At 62.1% G+C, this 18,139-nt stretch carries 10 protein-coding genes, 3 tRNA genes and 1 riboswitch; of the genes, 6 read left to right on the top strand and 7 right to left on the bottom strand.

Annotated elements, in window-relative coordinates; all coding sequences use genetic code 11:
- The first annotated feature begins 236 nt into the window (after positions 1-236).
- On the top strand, positions 237-689 hold the full coding sequence (locus tag F3J24_RS15770) for a CBS domain-containing protein (RefSeq protein WP_003053381.1): 453 nt from the start codon (positions 237-239) through the stop codon (positions 687-689).
- Positions 690-758: 69 nt separating this feature from the next.
- Here F3J24_RS15770 and F3J24_RS15765 read toward each other — a convergent pair whose 3' ends face one another.
- The gene (locus tag F3J24_RS15765; protein ID WP_240154343.1) at positions 759-2,024 is read right to left on the bottom strand and encodes a citrate synthase family protein; all 1,266 of its coding nucleotides are present in this window, start codon (positions 2,022-2,024) and stop codon (positions 759-761) included.
- Positions 2,025-2,185: 161 nt separating this feature from the next.
- Here F3J24_RS15765 and F3J24_RS15760 point away from each other — a divergent pair, with 161 nt between their 5' ends.
- From F3J24_RS15760 to F3J24_RS15750, 3 genes are read left to right on the top strand one after another with little or no spacing between them, the layout of a single operon-like run.
- The gene (locus F3J24_RS15760; RefSeq protein WP_167008281.1) at positions 2,186-3,640 is read left to right on the top strand and encodes a CoA transferase; all 1,455 of its coding nucleotides are present in this window, start codon (positions 2,186-2,188) and stop codon (positions 3,638-3,640) included.
- A 29-nt stretch (positions 3,641-3,669) separates the two neighbouring features.
- Positions 3,670-4,767 carry a chorismate synthase gene (gene aroC / locus F3J24_RS15755; RefSeq protein ID WP_167008278.1) on the top strand — a complete coding sequence of 366 codons (1,098 nt, stop codon included), beginning with the start codon at positions 3,670-3,672 and terminating at the stop codon, positions 4,765-4,767.
- A gap of 50 nt (positions 4,768-4,817) precedes the next feature.
- Positions 4,818-6,653, top strand: coding sequence for a bifunctional UDP-sugar hydrolase/5'-nucleotidase (locus tag F3J24_RS15750; RefSeq protein ID WP_167008275.1), 1,836 nt, complete (start codon positions 4,818-4,820; stop codon positions 6,651-6,653).
- A gap of 131 nt (positions 6,654-6,784) precedes the next feature.
- On the opposite strand, the gene nrdR is transcribed toward F3J24_RS15750, so the two are convergent.
- From nrdR to F3J24_RS15735, 3 genes are all read right to left on the bottom strand, one after another.
- Positions 6,785-7,267, bottom strand: coding sequence for a transcriptional regulator NrdR (nrdR, locus tag F3J24_RS15745; protein ID WP_167008272.1), 483 nt, complete (start codon positions 7,265-7,267; stop codon positions 6,785-6,787).
- A 21-nt stretch (positions 7,268-7,288) separates the two neighbouring features.
- A complete protein-coding gene (gene glyA, locus F3J24_RS15740) occupies positions 7,289-8,536 on the bottom strand; it encodes a serine hydroxymethyltransferase (RefSeq protein WP_167008269.1) in 1,248 nt (415 codons plus the stop codon).
- 35 nt (positions 8,537-8,571) lie between these two features.
- A riboswitch (ZMP/ZTP riboswitch) is annotated at positions 8,572-8,726 on the bottom strand.
- A 116-nt stretch (positions 8,727-8,842) separates the two neighbouring features.
- Positions 8,843-9,676, bottom strand: a complete 834-nt coding sequence (locus F3J24_RS15735) for a lytic transglycosylase domain-containing protein (protein ID WP_167008266.1) — start codon at positions 9,674-9,676, stop codon at positions 8,843-8,845.
- An 868-nt stretch (positions 9,677-10,544) separates the two neighbouring features.
- Between F3J24_RS15735 and F3J24_RS15730 the strand changes: the two genes are divergently transcribed.
- Entirely contained in the window at positions 10,545-14,438 is a 3,894-nt protein-coding gene (locus F3J24_RS15730; protein WP_167008263.1) for a DUF748 domain-containing protein, read from the top strand.
- A gap of 215 nt (positions 14,439-14,653) precedes the next feature.
- Positions 14,654-17,305: a DUF349 domain-containing protein gene (locus F3J24_RS15725; RefSeq protein ID WP_167008260.1), complete on the top strand. Its 2,652-nt coding sequence runs from the start codon at positions 14,654-14,656 to the stop codon at positions 17,303-17,305.
- Between the two features lie 149 nt (positions 17,306-17,454).
- On the opposite strand, the gene F3J24_RS15720 is transcribed toward F3J24_RS15725, so the two are convergent.
- The 3 genes from F3J24_RS15720 to F3J24_RS15710 all read right to left on the bottom strand — a co-directional run bounded on the left by F3J24_RS15720 (position 17,455) and on the right by F3J24_RS15710 (position 18,102).
- A tRNA-Leu gene (locus tag F3J24_RS15720) sits at positions 17,455-17,539 on the bottom strand.
- A gap of 248 nt (positions 17,540-17,787) precedes the next feature.
- Positions 17,788-17,872: transfer RNA gene (locus F3J24_RS15715), tRNA-Leu, on the bottom strand.
- A 145-nt stretch (positions 17,873-18,017) separates the two neighbouring features.
- Positions 18,018-18,102, bottom strand: a tRNA-Leu gene (locus tag F3J24_RS15710).
- Positions 18,103-18,139 lie beyond the last annotated feature (37 nt).

Here is an 18,139-nt window from a genome sequence, read left to right as displayed (position 1 = left end):
GTATTGATTGACGCAATGTGTGATTGATCACGCAATAAAATATCAATTTGGTCGAATAGACGATTAAATATGTAGAAATTCATATGTTTCGTCATTGTTTTAGTTTTTCTCAATGCAAGCCATTGTGGGCTATATTTGTGCACGCACCTGCATTCTGTGCAAAGCGATGCCGCATGTGCTGACACATGCAGGACAAAAGCTGCCACAGCGTGCCAAACAGACTTCGGAGAACAGCAATGAAAGTTAGTGACATCCTGCGCGTCAAAGGCAATACCCTGTACACGGTGTCGCCCGACGAAAGCCTGGCCGCGGCGGTGCAGGTGATGTCGGAGAAGGACATCGGCTCGCTGGTCGTGATGGATCACGGCGATGTGGTGGGCATGCTCACCTTCCGCGAAGTGATCCAGGGCTTTGTGAAGACCGGCGGCGTGGAGAACATCTCCGTGCGCGGCGCCATGGACGATGCGCCCATGACCTGCACCATGGAAACCGATATGGACGAGGTGCGCCGCATGATGCTGGATCGCCATGCGCGCTACATGCCGGTGATGGACAAGCGCATGCTGATGGGCGTGATCTCGCTGTACGACGTGGCCAAGGCCGTGGTGGACAGCCAGAACTTCGAGAACCGCATGCTCAAGGCCTATATCCGCGACTGGCCCGAAGGCGAGCGCCAGGGCGCGGAGTAATGACTGCGCAGCAGTTCTGCATCTGAGTCAGGCGGCCTTCGGGCCGTTTTTTGCGGCCCGGTATACCGGCTAGAAGCGGATGATGCGGCCGAGTTGTGTGGACGCTGCCTCCATGTCTGTAGCGGGTTGGGCGCCGGTGTATTGCGCGCGCGGGCGTATCAACTGGCCCGTAGCCTGCTGCTCCAGCGCATGGGCAATCCAGCCCACGGTGCGGCCCAGGGCAAACAGCACAAAGGCCGCACCTGGCGGTAGGCGCAGGGCGCGTTCAATGGCCACCAGGCTGTAGTCCAGACTTGGGTGCAGTCCAGTGGTCGCATGGACCTGGTCAATCAGGTTTTCGCGCTGGGAGTCAAATGGCAGCAGGGCCAGCAGGCAGGCGCTGCGCGGGTCGCCTGAAGGGTAGAGCGGGTGGCCAAATCCTGCCAAGTAGTGCGGTGTCTGACCGGTCTGCGTGGCTTCCAGCAAGGCCAGCAGGGAGGCTGCCAGTGGTGCCTTGGGCGGTCTGTCATGCCATTCATCCCAATGAGCACTGATGTGCTGGGTCATGCCGCCATGCAGTGGACCGGACAATGCGGCCAGCCCTGCTCCGACGCAGGCATGCAGGCTGGCGCCGGTGGACGCAACCACGCGAGCCGCAAAACTGGATGCGTTGAGCTCATGGTCGGCGCACAGTACCAGGGCGCTACGCAGCACGTTGGCGTCAGCATCTGCATCGATCTGCCAGCTGGCGGCCAGGCGCTGATGCAGTGGCACAAGCGTCACAGCTTGCGCAGAGGGCTTTGAACTGGATGCGTTGGCTGGTGGCGGCAGACCCAGCAACACATCTCCCATGCAGTGCAGCAGCGCCAGATGATTCGGCGGCACCGTTGCCATGCCAAACCATGTGGCCAGCGCCTGTGCCGCGCTAAGGGGCATGTGACGAGCACCCTGCCTTGTCGGTGCCTTATCGACTCCGGCGGGGTCTGCGCTGCTTTGCTGCCACAGCAGCATTGCGGTTTCTTCCAAAGTGGCGCTCTGTGCCAGTTGCACGGCACTGTGGCCGCGGTAGTAAAGCTGTCCGTCGCGCACCAGGGTGATGGCCGAGTCCAGCACGGCCTGACCCCAGTCCAGGGTGGATTGCGCCAGTTGTGCGGGGTTGCGCACGGCCTGCCGCTGGCGCACGAGGCGCTGTACATCAGACAGCAGGTAGACGGTGCCGCGCCTGCCGACCAGTCGTTGAGCCTTCAACAGGCCGCGGCTGACATAGCTGTAGAGGCTGGCGCGCTGCACCCCCAGCATGGCAGCAGCTTCTGCCGCCTGCAGCCATGGGGAGGAGGAGGGCATTTCAGCGGACATGGGCAGGATGAAGGGTGATGGCACTGCATCGTAGCGCCTGCAGATTGGTTGATGGCGAGTGTGTGCTGTCCGCAGTCGATTGGCCCAATCAAGATTGACGGCTATGGATCATGGCGCGTGCAATGCAAGACATGGGTTTACGGCACTTGCCAGGAGTTTCGATGTCTACAGCCAGTCTTTGCTTTTCTTCTTCTGCAGCGTCCGCGCAGGGGGCTCGTGCCGCGCTGCAGCAGCAATGGGAATTGGCCGGTCTGCCAGCACCGGCCTTATCGCAGCTGCGGCTGACGGGCACGGCCCGTGGCTTTGTCAGCAGCTTTGCCGTGGTGGATGCAGTGCAGGCCAGCGTGGCAGCCGCAGCGCTGGCGGCCACGCAGATAGAGCATCTGCGTCAGCCCCTTCGCCCTGTGCAAATGGTGACGGTGGATGCCCAGCATGCGGCATTCGAGTCCAGCGGCTATTTCACCCTGGATGGACGAAGGCCTGACCAATGGGCGCCAGTCTCTGGTCTGTATGCCTGCGGCCAGGCGGTGGGCGAACCAGGCTGGGTTCGTATTCATGCCAATTTCGATCATCACCGCGACGGGGCGCTGGCCTTGCTGGGTCTGCCCGAGGGCGCAGCCACTCCACGCGAGGCCGTGGCTCAGGCGCTGGCTTATTGGCGTGCGCAGGACTTCGAGACACAGGCAGCCGTCCGTGGCTTGCCGGTGGCCGCATCGCGCAGCCATGCCCAGTGGCAGTCATCGGGCCAGGAGGATGGGGTTGCCGGGGCTGCGCTGGTGCAGATAGAGCGAGTGGGCGATGCTCCAGCCTTGCCCTGGCCGGGACTGCAGAACGGGCAGCGGCCGCTGGCGGGGCTGCGGGTGCTGGATCTCACGCGCATTCTGGCCGGGCCGGTTGCAGGGCGTACTTTGGCCGCCTATGGCGCGGATGTGATGCTGGTCAACAGCCCGCATTTGCCCAATATCGATGCGATTGCCGATACCAGCCGGGGCAAGCGGTCCACACATGCGGATATGAATGAGGTCGCAGGACACGATGCCCTGAGCATGCTGGTAGGGGGCGCCCATGTCTTCATGCAGGCCTACCGCCCTGGAGCTTTGCAGGCCAAGGGCTTTGGCACGGAGCAGCTGCTGCAGATGCGGCCTGGCTTGGTGGTGGCCGAACTCTGCGCCTATGGATGGGAGGGGCCATGGGCCGGGCGGCGCGGTTTCGATTCTCTGGTGCAGACCGCCAGCGGCATCAACGAGGATGAGGCCGCTGCGCATGGCTCGGCTCAGCCCCGCGCGCTGCCCATGCAGGTGCTGGACTATGGTGCAGGGTTCTGGCTGGCCTTTGGCATAGAGACCGCCTTGCTTCGTCAGGCCCAGCAGGGGGGGAGCTGGCGTGTGCGTGTCACCCTGGCCGGTGTGGCGCACTGGTTGCGTAGATTGGGGCGGGTGCAGGTAGCGGACCATGCCTGGACAGAGGCCAAGCCTGATATCGTGCCCTATTTGCAGACATTGGACAGCGGCTTTGGCAAGTTGCAGGCTGTGCGTCACAGCGCCCGGTTCTCGCACACGCCGGTGGCCTGGGACCATGCATCCATGCCGCCCGGCAGCAGTCAGCCGCGGTGGTGAGCAGGCGCTGCAGGCATAATTGTCGGTCTATGAGCGGCAATACCTTCGGCACAATTTTCACGGTCACCAATTTCGGTGAATCCCACGGTCCGGCCATTGGCTGTGTGATTGACGGCTGCCCCCCGGGCATGGCCTTGAGCGAGGCGGATATTCAGCATGATCTGGATCGCCGCCGCCCAGGCACCAGCAAGTTCGTCACCCAGCGCAACGAGCCCGATGCAGTGGAGATTCTCTCCGGCGTGTACGAGGGCAAGACCACGGGCACGCCGATCGCCCTGCTGATCCGCAACACCGATCAGCGCAGCAAGGATTACTCCAATATTGCGCAGAGCTTTCGCCCCGGTCATGCCGACTATGCCTACTTCCAGAAGTACGGTATCCGCGATCCGCGCGGTGGCGGTCGCTCCTCGGCACGCCTGACGGCGCCCACCGTGGCCGCGGGTGCCGTGGCCAAGAAATGGCTCAAGGAAAAGTTCGGCACCGAGTTCCGCGCCTGCATGACGCAGATCGGCGAGCTGTCCATAGGCTTCGAGAGCTGGGAGCATGTGCCTCACAACCCCTTCTTCGCGGCCGTGGCCGATGTGAGCCGTTTCGAGGAGTACATGGAGCAACTGCGCAAGAGCGGCGATTCCTGCGGCGCGGCGCTGCGTGTGAACGCCAGCAATATGCCGGTCGGCCTGGGCCAGCCTCTGTATGACCGCCTGGACGCCGACATTGCCTACGCCATGATGGGCCTGAATGCGGTCAAGGCCGTGGAGATCGGCGCAGGCTTCGACAGCGTGGTCCAGCGCGGCACCACGCACGGCGATTCGCTGAGCCCCGAGGGTTTCCGCAGCAATAACGCGGGTGGCATCGTGGGCGGCATCAGCACTGGCCAGGATCTGGAAGTGCGCATCGGCATCAAGCCCACGAGCTCCATCATCACGCCGCGTGAATCCATCGACGTGCACGGCCAGAGCACCGAAGTCATCACCAAGGGGCGCCACGATCCTTGCGTGGGCATTCGTGCCGCGCCGATTGCCGAGGCGCTGCTGGCGCTGGTGGTGATGGACCATGCGCTGCGCCACCGCGCGCAGAATGCCGACGTGGATTCCGGTCTGGCTCCGATTCCGGCTTCGGCCAGCTGACATCACCCAGACCTTTTTGTGCGTTACAAGCTCTGACTCAGGAGAGTCCGATGGTTGCAACTGACAAAAAACCGGATCAACGCCAGTCTCGCGCCCTGTCGCCAGGCTGGCGTTGTGCTTTTCACAAGGTCTCCGCTCCTCTCTGCGCTGCGCTGCTCGCACTGGGCTTGGGCGCATGCAGCGGTGGTGTGCCCAGGCCTGCCAGTATGGAGATCACCGTGCTGGGCTTCAACGACCTGCACGGCCATCTGGAGCCGCCCGGACTGGCGGTGACGGCGCAGAACGCGCAGGGCCGGAACGTTGCCGTGCCCGCTGGCGGCGTGGCCTACATGGCCCGGGCCATCGCCCAGCGCCGCCAGGCCAGTCGCCATGTGGCGCTGGTCACGGCAGGGGACATGATCGGGGCTTCACCCATGGTCTCGGCGCTGTTTCTCGATGAGCCAACGATAGAGGTGCTCAACCTCATGCGGGTGGACTTTGCGGCCACTGGCAATCACGAATACGACCAGGGCGTAGCGGAGTTGCAGCGCATGCAGAACGGTGGCTGCGAGAAGTTCACCAGCAAGCAGCCATGCCAGATCAGCCAGCCCTTCAAGGGGGCAGAGTTCCCGTTTCTCGCGGCCAATACGCTGCGCGGCGACGGCCGGCCGCTGTTTCCAGCGACGGGGCTGAAGTTCTTCGAGCAGGACGGTCTGCGCATAGGCGTGGGCTTTATCGGCATGACGCTCAGGAACACGCCGCATATGGTGCGGCCCAGCGGGGTCAGAGGGCTGACATTCGCCGACGAGGCACAGACGGCCAATGCGCTGATCCCCCAGCTGCGTGCGCAGGGGGCCGATGTGATCGTGGTGCTGATCCATGAGGGCGGAGCCACCACGTCGGGCCTGCAGGATGATAGCTGCCAGGGTCTGTCCGGCGCTATCGTGCCGATTCTGGAGCAGCTCTCCGGCGAGGTCGATGTGGTGATCTCCGGTCATACCCATCGTTCCTATGTGTGCGATTACGCCAGGGTGAATGCCCGCAAGCCGTTCTTGCTGACCAGCGCTGGTCAGTACGGCACGCTGCTGACCGAAGTCAGACTGACGGTGGATGCGCGCACACGCCGCGTCAGCCGCAAGTCGGCGCACCAGACCATCGTGCAGGGCGAGGCCTATCGCAGCGCTGGTGGCCAGGTGGGCTTGCAGCCCGAGTTTCCAGTCTTCGATGCCGATGCCGAGGTGGCGGCGCTGGTGGCGCGCTACAAGGCTGCGGCGCAGCCGCTGGCCGAGGCCGTTGCAGGGCGACTGGCCGGACCTGTCAGCCGCAAGCCGCAAGCCAATGGCGAAAGCGTAATGGGGCGCATCGTGGCCGACGCCATACTTGCGGCCACGCGCGATGCTGCCGCGGGCGGAGCGCAACTGGCGTTTGTGAACCCCGGCGGTGTGCGCGCCGACCTGCTGCCCGCGGCCGACGGCAGCGTGAACTATGGCCAGCTGTTCAGCGTTCAGCCATTCGGCAACACGCTGATGGTGATGAGTCTGACGGGCGAGCAGATACGGCTGGCGCTGGAGCAGCAATTCGACAGCGGCAGCAATAGCGTGAATGCACCGCGCATCCTGCAGGTGTCCGGGGGCTTCAGCTACCGCTTCGACCGTCGCCAGCCCGCGGGCCGGCGCGTGAGCGAGCTGCGCTTGAACGGCCGGCGGCTCGAGATGTCGCAGCGCTACCGCGTGGGGCTGCAGAGCTATCTGGGCAGCGGCGGCGACAACTTCAGCATCTTCGCGCAAGGCATCGATGTGGTGGGCGGCATGCTGGATCTGGATGCCCTGGCCGAGCATGTGCGCGAGCGAAGCCGCAGCGGTCCGATGGCGCTACCTTTAAAGGAGCGCATTACGCGCGTTCACTAAGGAAATTAGATAAAAACCTATCTGATATCCTTTGAAATAATGCGCCAGATGCTCATTAGTTCATAGCGAATGTCTGCCGTCAAGTGCACAAAACAAAAGCCACCCTAGGGTGGCTTTTGTCATGGCGGCGGTCAGCCCTGGGGCTTTCTGGCGGCCTTGGCCTTGGGACTGCGAACCTCATCCATGATGTTCTTGAAGTCGTCCACATCCTCGAAGCTGCGGTAGACGCTGGCAAAGCGGATATAGCCGACCTTGTCCAGGCCCTTGAGTTCATCCATCACCAACTCGCCAAGGCGGCTGGAATCGATTTCACGCTGGCCCAGATTGAGCAGCCTGTCCTCGATGCGCTCTATGGCTGCATCGATGAGTTCGGTGCTCACGGGGCGCTTGCGCAGCGCGATCTGAAAAGAGCCTTGCAGCTTGGCACGCTCGTATTCGATACGGCGGCCGTCTCTCTTGACCACGGTCGGAAAGCTGACCTCGGGGCGCTCGTAGGTCGTGAAGCGCTTGTCGCAGCCGCCGCAGCGGCGGCGGCGGCGGATGAAGCCCCCGTCCTCGGACTCGCGGGTCTCAACCACTTGCGTGTCCGGATGGTTGCAGAAGGGGCACTTCATGACAGCTCAGCGCAGCAGGAATTACTTGCTGTAGACAGGGAACTTGGCGGTCAGCGCGGCCACCTTGGCACGCACTGCGGCCAGATTGGCTTCGTCTTCGGGCTTGTCCAGCACATCGGCCACCAGATTGGCAGTGATGCGGGCTTCTTCCTCGCCGAAACCACGAGTGGTCATGGCGGGCGTGCCGATACGGATGCCGCTGGTCACGAAAGGCTTCTCGGGATCGTTGGGGATGGCGTTCTTGTTCACGGTGATGTGAGCCAGACCCAGAGCCGCTTCGGCAGCCTTGCCGGTAATGCCCTTGGCGCGCAGGTCCACCAGCATCACGTGACTTTCGGTGCGGCCGGAGACGATGCGCAGACCGCGCTCGGTCAGCGTTTCGGCAAACACCTTGGCATTCTTCACGACCTGTTCCTGGTAGGCCTTGAACTCGGGAGTCAGGGCTTCCTTGAAGGCCACGGCCTTGCCGGCGATGACGTGCATCAGGGGGCCGCCTTGCAGGCCGGGGAAGATGGCGCTGTTGATGGCCTTCTCGTGCTCGGCCTTCATCAGGATCACGCCGCCACGAGGACCGCGCAGGCTCTTGTGGGTGGTGGTGGTGACCACGTCGGCGTTGGGCACGGGGTTGGGGTACACGCCTGCGGCGATCAGACCGGCATAGTGGGCCATGTCCACCCAGAAGATGGCGCCGACTTCCTTGGCTATTCTTGCGAAGCGCTCGAAATCGATGCGCAGGGCATAGGCGGAAGCGCCGGCCACGATGATGCGGGGCTTGTGTTCACGGGCCAGTTCTTCGAGCTTGTCGTAGTCGATGGCTTCGTCGGCATTCAGACCGTAGGAGACGGCCTTGAACCATTTGCCGGACATGTTAAGCGCCATGCCGTGGGTCAGGTGACCACCTTCGGCCAGGCTCATGCCCAGAATGGTGTCGCCGGGCTTGGCGAAAGCCATCAGCACAGCCTGGTTGGCCTGAGAGCCAGAATTGGGTTGCACGTTGGCGGCTTCGGCACCAAAGATCTGCTTGATGCGGTCGATGGCCAGCTGCTCGACCACGTCCACATGCTCGCAGCCACCGTAGTAGCGCTTGCCGGGATAGCCTTCGGCGTACTTGTTGGTCAGCTGGGAGCCCTGGGCTTCCATCACGGCGGGCGAGCAGTAGTTCTCGCTGGCGATCAGCTCGATGTGCTCTTGCTGGCGATGGTTTTCAGCTTCAATAGCTGCAAACAGTTCGGGGTCGACTTTCGCGACGGTATCGGTGCGTTGAAACATGGCAGTCCTATGAACTTAGATATTCCCTTGAGGCCAAGGGCTGCCCAGGCGAACGGCTGAAACGCTTGCAGGCTGCAGTCGCTGCGGCTCTGGGCGGTACGCTCCCCGGTGGTTCACAGACCTTGCAGTCTGCCGGTTTCCACGTCAGCGGCAGAAAACTCTGCGCCTATCGCCAGTTGCGTACACCCGCTAGTGTAGCTGAGCCGGCATGGCTCCAAGGCCTATGCCCGTTTTTCCCTCAGAGCCTTGCCAGGCATAAAAAAAAGCTGGCCGCAGCCAGCTTGAGAAATACGGGAGATCTGTCGCTTAGAGGTTGGAGTCGGCCAGGGCCACCTGCTGGGCGTGGGAGACCTTGGTGGCCGCTTCGGACTTGGCTGTCATCAGCGGGCTGGCCTGCAGGCCTACGCCCTGGCGCAGGCGCTGGTGTTCGGCAAGCACCTTGGCCGCATAGCCGCCATCCGACGGAAGATTGGCTGCGCCCACGTAGTAGCGCAGGCCGCCCTCGATGGAGCCGGCGCGGGCAATGCATTCCTTGAGCACCTTGACGCCGACCTTGAGGTTGGTCACAGGGTCGAAGGCCGCATGCTGGCCGCCAAAGCTTTCGTACTTGTCGGTGTGCACGGACGTCATCACCTGCATCAGGCCCTGGGCGCCGACCGAGCTTTGGGCAAACGGGTTGAAGCTCGATTCAATCGCCATGATGGCCAGAATCAGCGTCGGGTCCAGCTTGTTGGCCTTGCCCTGGGCATAGGCTTCGCTGACCAGGGCGGCGATCGGCTCGGGCGCCACCCGGTATTTTTTGCTGAGCCAGTAGGCGACAGCCGCCTGCTCCTTGGGCAGGTTCTTGGGGTTGACGGCCGTGGCGCGGTCGCTGGCGACGACGATGTTGGCAGAAGCAGGGGCTTCCTCCACTTCGGCGGCAGCCACAACGGTGCTGGCGGGCAGGCGTGTGTCCAGCCACTCGCGCAGTTCGGTGGCGCCGGCCAGACGCAGGTCCGGACGAGAGATCAAAATCAGGGCCGAAATGGCCACGGCCAAGCCCAGCAGGGCGAAACCGTTGTGAGTAAGAGCAAGAAAACCGTGGGCCGTCTTGTGGCCCAACGTTCGCGCGGAGGCGATTAATTTTCCTGACGCTGGCATAGCTTGTCCTTTCTTGGCTATCGCCCGAGGTCGCACCGGATCAATCTCTCGGTGCAACCAGGACAACTGGCCGATGAGGTTTGCTGCGGGCCGATTAAAAGCGCCCCTCGGGGCGCCGATCGGTCTGCTCAGTCGTGAGGCAGCGGAAACAAAAAACGCTCATTTCGAGCGCTGGCGGATTCTAGAAGCCTCCTAAATATTCAGTCAACACTAACAAAAATACTTTTTAGATTTTAAAATTATATAAAAACTGTATAAATGTACAGCTTGCTCAAAAAATTACAGCAAAAAATCACGGATTCAAGAGGTGTATACGCTCACATCGTTTTATTTGTCATCAAGCCGAAATAAAGTGCAAAAAGCTTGGTAGCCCTACGCGAGCACAGATATAGTGAATCTGCCTGCAAGTTGCAGGTGCTTGCCAAAGGAAAGGAAAAGCAAACTCCGCCGAGGCCTTTGATTCCATGGGCTGTTGGCACTTGCTCTTTATCTTCGCTTGAGGCACAAAAGGGAGCAATCGTTGCTTCCAGCGGCAAGGACCACACCCTCCTTGAACCGCGAAAACGGCCCGGTCTGGTACCGGCCGTGAAGCCCGGAAGTCGGTTTCGCCACTTCCGGGCTTTGTCGTTTCTGGCGATTTCTCGTGCTGCAGCGCATTGTTTGCATTTTTCGCGCCCATCTGTCTCTGGCGGGCATGCCGATGACGCAAACTTCTCCCTGGAAACGCCTCTTGCCTCTATCTATATATAGAGCGCAATCTAGATACACCTGTATGCGCTCAAGGTACAGTGGTGTTCCGGGCGCGTGGCGGATCCCGCCCCTGAGAGTCTTGGAAGGCTTTCAATCCCTGCATCAATAAAAAATCCTCATGTCCTTGCTCACATCGAATCGCTGGCTTCGCCGGCTGATCTGGTCTGTTCTTGCTCTTTTGCTGTTATGGCTGCTGCTCTGGGCGCTAGTGCCCTGGGTGGCCAAGAGCCAGCTGGAAAAACGGGCTGCCGAGAAGCTAGGGCGCGGCGTCCATGTGGGCAAGATCGAGTTTGCGCCCTGGGCGATGTCCATCACCCTGCATGATCTGGTGATTGATAAAGCTATTAAAAAAGTAGCTGAAGCCGCTGTTGCAGAAGGCGTTCCAGCTGAGAAAGACCTGAAGTCTGCCGCAGAGCCCCAGCTGGAGATCAAGCGCATCTTCATCAATGCCAGTGCGCAATCACTGTTCAGACTTGCGCCTGTGCTGGATGCCATTGAGGTCGATGCGCCCGTGGTGCGCCTGACTCAGTATTCGTTGGGCAAACTCGATATCGACGATGTGATTGCCAGGCTCATGGAGCCCGATGACGAGCAATCTGCCAAGCCCGTGAGCTTTGCGCTCTACAACATTGCCTTGCGCGACGGCCGTATCGAACTCAATGACGAGTCGGTGCAGCGCAAGCATGAACTCAAGGACTTGCAGCTGAGCATTCCCTTCATCAGCAATCTGGCGTCCAAGCGCGAGATCAAGGTGTTGCCGCATCTGGCTTTCGATCTCAACGGCAGCAAGTTCGATACATCGGGCGAGAGCACGCCATTCACGGACAGCCGGCAGACGGCGATGCATCTCAAATGGGACCGCATCGATCTGACTCCTTATCTGGGCTATGTGCCTGCCAGCGTTCCGGTGCAGCCTCTCTCGGGAATGCTCGATACGGATCTGCAGGTCAGCTTCGAGGAAAAAGACCAGCCAGTGGTTCGCATCAGCGGCAAACTGGCCTTGAGCGAGGTCGCTTTGCAGGACCGTCAGGGCGCGCCGCTGCTGAGCTTTGATGCGCTGGAAGTGCAGCTCCAGAATGTTCAACCGCTGCAGAACCAGATTGCGCTGGAGACGGTGCGCTGGGTCAAGCCGGAGGTACATGCCAGCCGCAATGCACAAGGCGTGATCAACTGGCTGGGGCTGAATGCGCCGGCCGTCGCCCCCGCAGCGCCGCTTGAGAAGGCCGGGCCTGAGCCCGCTTCCGTCCAGGCCAGCAATCCGGCCCAGGCAAATGCGAAGGCTGAGAAGCCCAACCCCCTGGTCGTTGGCGTGCAACAGTTCGATATTGAAGGCGGCATCGTGCATTGGCAGGATGCTGCAACAGGTGCGGCACCCGCGGCGCTGACGCTGGTCCCGTTGACCCTGCAGGCCAGGAGCCTGGCCTGGCCCATGAATGAAGCTTTGCATCTGAAGGTCTCCGCGGGAGTGCAAACAGGCGGTCTGCCGTCTGCGCAAGAGGAGGCCAGGCTGGCTGTGGATGGTGAGGCCACGCTCAAGTCCGGCAAGCTCAGCCTCAAGCTGGAGCAGTTGCCGCTGCAATGGGTGCAGCCTTATTTGGAAGCGCATTTCAAGCCGCAGCTCAGCGCCATGCTCAATACCGATGCCCGGATTTCCTGGGGCGAGGGCGGGGTGGTGGTGGAAGTGAACGAGCTGACTGCCGACAAGCTGCAGTTGCAGGACAAGCAGGCTCCCGTCAATATCGAGCAGATCAAGGTCAGTGGCGTTCAGGTCGATCTCGCTGCCCGGCAGGTGCAGGTGGAGGCCATCGCCGTCCAGAAACCTCAGCTTGCGGCGCTGCGCGACGCACAAGGGCGCTGGATGTACGAGCGCTGGCTGCCTGCCGCAGTGCCGGCAGGCAGATCGACAAGCCAGGGGGCCAAGACGGAGCCAGGCCAGCCCTGGTCGGTCAAGCTCGCAGCGATTGCCGTGGATGGCGGTGCGCTGCAGTTCCGCGATGCCGCACCTGTGCAAGGCCGCAGTGCACAGCCGGTACAGCTGGATGTGAGCGCCTTGCGCGTGCGCCTTGGCGCTTTTGAGCCTTTGGCGGCCAAGGCGGCGCCGACTCCGCTCGAGATCTCGGCTCAGCTCTCGGCCAATCGCCGGGTGCAGGCTGGCCAAATTCAGTTCAAGGGGCTGCTGGGTCTGACGCCGGTTTCGGCTCAGGGTCAGCTGCAGGCCCGTGCCGTGCCGCTGCATGCACTGGAGCCGTACTTTGCTCACAAGCTCAATGTGGATCTGGTGCGTGCCGATGGCAACTTCCGCGGCCGACTCAACTACCTGGCCCATGCCAAGGGGCCGCAAGTGTCCGTGTCGGGGGATGTCGAGCTCAACGACTTGCGCGTGCGCTCCACGCTGGCTGCTCCGGTGCAGGAGGAGGCTGGCAAGCCCAGCACCGCCAAGGGGGCGCTGACGGCGGTGCTCAATGACTCCACGGCGGACCGCGCCAAGGCGCTGGCAGCGCGTACCGGCCTTGGCCTGGGCGATGATCTGCTGGCCTGGAAGACACTGGCCGTGCGCGGGCTGGATCTGAGCATGCAGCCGGCCCAGCCGCTGCGCGTGAGCGTGCGCGAGACGGCATTGAGCGATTTCTTTGCGCGCGTCATCGTGCAGCGCAACGGTCGCATCAATCTGCAGGACATTGTGAAGACCGAAAAGTCCGAACAGTCCGTCGCGCAGAACGAAGAGGCGAACGCCAAGGTGGCGGCGGGCCAGAAGCCCGAAGCCAGCAAGCCTGCGCCAGAGCCGGCAAAGCCAGAGGACAACGGGCCTGCGCCCATCATCAAGGTGGGGCCGATTGTGCTGACGGGCGGCAAGGTGCAGTTCTCTGACTACTTCATCCAGCCCAACTACTCGGCCGATCTGAGTGAGCTGACCGGCCGTCTGAGTGCTTTCTCTTCACAGGCCCCTGCAGGCCAGGCCGAGCCGCAAATGGCCGATCTTGAAATCAAGGGCCGGGCCCAGGGCACGGCGAAGCTCGATATCAGCGGCAAGATCAATCCGCTGGCCAAGCCTCTGGCACTGGATGTGCGCGCCCAGATGAATGACCTGGAGCTGTCGCCGCTGTCGCCATATTCCATCAAGTACGCGGGCTATGGCATAGAGCGCGGCAAGCTCTATATGGATGTGAACTACAAGGTTCAGCCCGATGGACAGCTCACGGCCTCGAACAAGCTGGTGCTGCGTCAGCTGACTTTTGGTGACAAGGTCGAAGGCGCGCCCGCGTCGCTGCCCGTCAAGCTGGCTGTGGCCCTGTTGTCCGACCGCAATGGCGTGATCGATCTGGATGTGCCGCTGAGCGGCTCGCTCAACGATCCGCAGTTCCGTCTGGCCCCCATCATCTTCAAGGTGATCGGCAACATCATCATGAAAGCCGTGACGGCGCCGTTTGCGCTGTTGTCGGGCGCATTCTCGGGTGGCGACGAGTCGGGCGCCGTCAATTTTGCGCCGGGCAGTGCCAAGCTCGATGGCCAGGCCAGGGAGCAGTTGGCCAAGATCGTCAAGGCACTCAACGACCGCCCGGCACTCAAGATGACGGTGGTCGGCGAGTCGCGTGCAGCCGAAGACCTGGAGGCCTGGAAGTCGGAGGAGCTGGATCGCCTGCTGCTGGCCCAGAAGCGCCGCAACGTGATTCGCGAAGGCAAGAGTGGCGATGAGGTGACGGAGTTCAGCGAAACCGAGCGCCTGGCCTTGCTCAAGGCTGTCTACGGCCGTGCCGACATCAAAAAGCCCCGTAACATGGTCGGGATGGCCAAGGATCTGCCGGCCGATCAGATGAAGGCCCTGCTGGTGGCCAGCATCAAGGTGCCTGACGATGCCATGCGTGAGCTGGCACTGGCGCGCGGCGTGGCTGTGCGGGACTATCTGGCCACGCAGCAGCTGCCGCTGGAGCGCCTGTTCCTGGGCGCTCCCAAGCTGGATCTGAAGGACAAGGACTGGACTCCGCGTGCCCAGCTGAGCCTGTCGGCGCAGTGATGAAATCGCCGCGAAATACCTTGCGATTTCGCATTTTTTGGCTTGCCTTTAAATAAAGGCGAAAATATCGGTTTGCCTAGGCACTCATGTGCCTGGGCTTGCGCTTGGAAAGTCTGCCCTCATGTGGGTTGGCTCTGGCCTGTTGCAGCGTTGACTGCGGTGGCTGCCAAGCATTTTCTGACCCTTACATGACATCTATTTCTCCTAGCAGCACCATGTCTGATGCATCTGAAGTGAACCCGGCCTCTGCCAAGAATTCTGAGCAACATCCGCTGGATGCATTGACGGGTGGTGCTTTCTCCGCCGAGACCTCGGGTGATCGCGCCGCGCGCATTCGCGACTGGCTGGCGACCCAGCCCACGGTCGAGCAACTCCAGGACGTTCACAAGGAACTGAGCAAGGGCGACAAGAGTGCTGCCCGTGCCGTGCGTGAGCGCCTTGATGAAATCCGCCGCACCGCAAATCAGGAAAAGATTTCGGTGGAATGGGCCGAGAAGGCCGAGGCGCTGTTGGCAGCCGTGCCCTTTGACGCCGCAGCTGCAGCTGCCTGGCAGCGTGATGCCGCCAAGGCGGGTGCCGCACTGTCGCGCGAGCCGCTGTCGCAGTTCAAGGCCCAGTTGGTCGAGCGTGTGAAGGCCGTGGAAGACCTGCAACACCGTACCCAGGTGCAGCGCGAGGTGGCGCTGTTGCTGGCGCAGCGCATCGAAGTGCTGTCCACCAAGTCCTGGAAGGATGCCAAGGCCGTTCTGGAAGCTCTGGGCGCTGATGTGGCCCGTTGGCAAGAACAGGCCAAGGAGCTGACCGGTGACGCCAGCTGGAGCAGCGTGGACGGCCGTTTCCCGCCTCAGCTGGAAGCCGCATCAGCACAACTGGCGCTGGTTTGGGATGCCTTCCAGTCTGCGCTTGCGCAGACCGAAGCGGCTGCCGCCGACGAGGCCGCACCTCTGCCCACCGTGCCGGTCTGGGCTGACGAAATCCGTGTGGCTCGTGGTTTGCCGCCTGAAGCCGCTGCTGTGGAAGTGGCCAAGCCTGCTGTGCCACGCGCAGCGGCCGGTGGCCGTGGCAAGCCCACCTCCGAGCAGGTCGAAGCTGCCAAGGCCGGCCTGGGGCAGGCTCTGGAGGCGCTGAAGGCCGAGACCGCAGCCGGCAGCAGCAAGGCAGGCTCCGAAGCCGTGCAAGCCATGCGCGCTGCTATCAAGACCCATGGCCGCTTTGTGGATGAAGCGACCGTGAGCGAAGTGCACGACGCCCTGCTGGCTGCTGGTGAGGCCGATGGCTGGCAGCGTCAGCTGGCCGACAAGCTGCGCGAAGATCTGGTGGCCAAGGCCGAGGCCTTGCTCAACCGCCCCGATGGTCAGGTTCTGGGTGGTCGCAAGATCCAGGAAACCCTGCGTAGCCTGCGCGAGCAGTGGAAGCAGGCCGACCAGGGTGCTGCGGCCAATCATGCACTGTGGAAGAAGTTCGACGAGGCCTGCAATGCCGCCTACAAGGTGGTCGAGTCCTGGCACGACAAGATTCGCCAGGACAGCACGCAAGCCAAGGCCCAGCGTCTGGCGCTGATCGAAGAAATCAAGGCCTGGGCCGCAGAGCATTCTGCGAGCCAGGACTGGAAGAACATGCTGCGCGCACTGCGCCAGTTTGGCGAACGCTGGCGCGAAAGCGGGCATATCGGCGAAAAGCTGTTTGCCGAGCTGCAACCCCTTTTCAAGCAGGCCATGGCTGCCGCCGAAGCGCCCTTGCAGACGGCGCAGAAGGCCAGCCTGGAGCGTCGCCATGCCATGATCGACGAGGCAACGGCCCTGGGCGCGGCGCCCAGCCTGCGCATCGACGCCGTGAAGGCGCTGCAGCAGCGCTGGCAGGCCGAGGCTCAGGTAGTGCCGCTGGATCGCAAGCATGAGCAAAAGCTCTGGGATGCATTCCGCAAGCCGCTGGATGATGCCTTCAATCGCAAGAGCGTGGAGCGTGGTGGTCGCAGCCAGGCAGCGGTCGAGCTGTCCGAGCATGATCGCCGCGTGCTGGATGCATCCAAGGCGGTCGAAGCGGCCAATGCCAGCGGCGATGCGCAGAAGATTCACGCAGCGCTGGCCGAGCTGGAGGCTGCCATCAAGGCCCAGCCTGCCAAGACTGGCGAAAATCAGCCTCAAGCCCAGGCAGGGCCGGGAGCTGAAGCAGATGCTGCAGAGGCTGCGTCTGTGGTCAAGCCGGCACGTCCAGTGGTCGCCGTACGTGGTGATGACCGCCCTGGCATGAAGAAGGAGGCGGCAGCTGCCGTCGGTGGCCGTCCTGGCGATCGCAAGGATGGCGGCCGTGGCCGAGATGCAGCCCGTGGCGAGCGCGGTGGCCGTGATGGTCGCGACAGCCGCGATGCCGGTCGTGGTCGCCGCGAGTTCACGCGTGAAGAGCGCGGTCCTCGTCTGGCCGATCCCGCATTCCGTGCCCAGCGTGATGCCGTGGAGCATGCCCAGGAAGCTTTGCGCAAGCTGGCGGCCCAGGCCCATGGCGAAGCGCTGACCCAGTTGCTGGGTGCCTGGCAGGCGCGTGATGCGGCACAGCTGCCGTCGGCTCAGCAGCTGGGCGGCAAGGTGACGGCTCCTGTGCGTACATCCTGGTCCGGCGCTGTGGCCGCCGCGCCCAAGGGCAATGCTGCGGAAGCCCTGCTGCGCCTGGAAATGGCTGCTGACGTGCACACCCCGGCCGATCAGCTGGCTGCACGCCGTGCGCTGCAGCTGCAGATGCTGACTCGCCGCAACGATCCTGCGCCGCAGCAGACCTGGGGCCAAGATGTGGCCACAGTGCTGGGCAGTGCGAGCGATGAGGCATCTGCCCGTCGCCTGCAGGCCGCACTCAAGCAATTGCTGCGCAAGTAAGTGATGCTGTGCATGCCGCCTCGGTAAAGGGGCGGTCGCAAAAAAGGGAGCTTGAGAGCTCCCTTTTTTGCATCTGTCTCTTGCTCCCTTGGCTAGGACACTGACAAACGAAAAAGCCGCTGCATTTGCATGCAACGGCTTGTCGTATTTGGTGCCCAGGAGAGGACTCGAACCTCCACGGAGTTACCCGCTAGTACCTGAAACTAGTGCGTCTACCAATTCCGCCACCTGGGCATTTCAGAGTGAGCGAATTATATAGCGTCAAAAGCTGCAGTCAGGCGAGTTGAGGCACTTTTTGTGCAAGTTGTCGGCGCGGCGTTCTAGTGCTTTAGCGATCCTCTTCGATTTGATGGATCGGAAGTGCCGCAGACGCAGGCAGGAGCCAGCTTGCACCAGAGTCCTGCTCCTGATATGAGTGACTTCAAGGGCGTAGTGCGGATACAAAAAAGCCGCTGCATTTGCATGCAACGGCTTGCTGTGTTTGGTGCCCAGGAGAGGACTCGAACCTCCACGGAGTTACCCGCTAGTACCTGAAACTAGTGCGTCTACCAATTCCGCCACCTGGGCATTTCAGAGTGATTGAATTATATAGCAGTTGATCTAGCGCAGATGCCGGTTTGCGCATGTTTTTCAAAAAATTCAGCGCAGTCGATTGAGCGGGGGGGCAGAAACGAAAAAGCCGCTGCATTTGCATGCAACGGCTTGTCGTGTTTGGTGCCCAGGAGAGGACTCGAACCTCCACGGAGTTACCCGCTAGTACCTGAAACTAGTGCGTCTACCAATTCCGCCACCTGGGCATTTCAGAGTGATTGAATTATATAGCAGTTGATCTAG

This window comes from Comamonas sp. Tr-654, assembly GCF_011752915.1.
Classification (GTDB): domain Bacteria; phylum Pseudomonadota; class Gammaproteobacteria; order Burkholderiales; family Burkholderiaceae_C; genus Comamonas.
The sequence above is the reverse complement of the archived record's forward strand: the minus strand, read 5'-3'. Positions and strand labels throughout refer to the sequence as shown.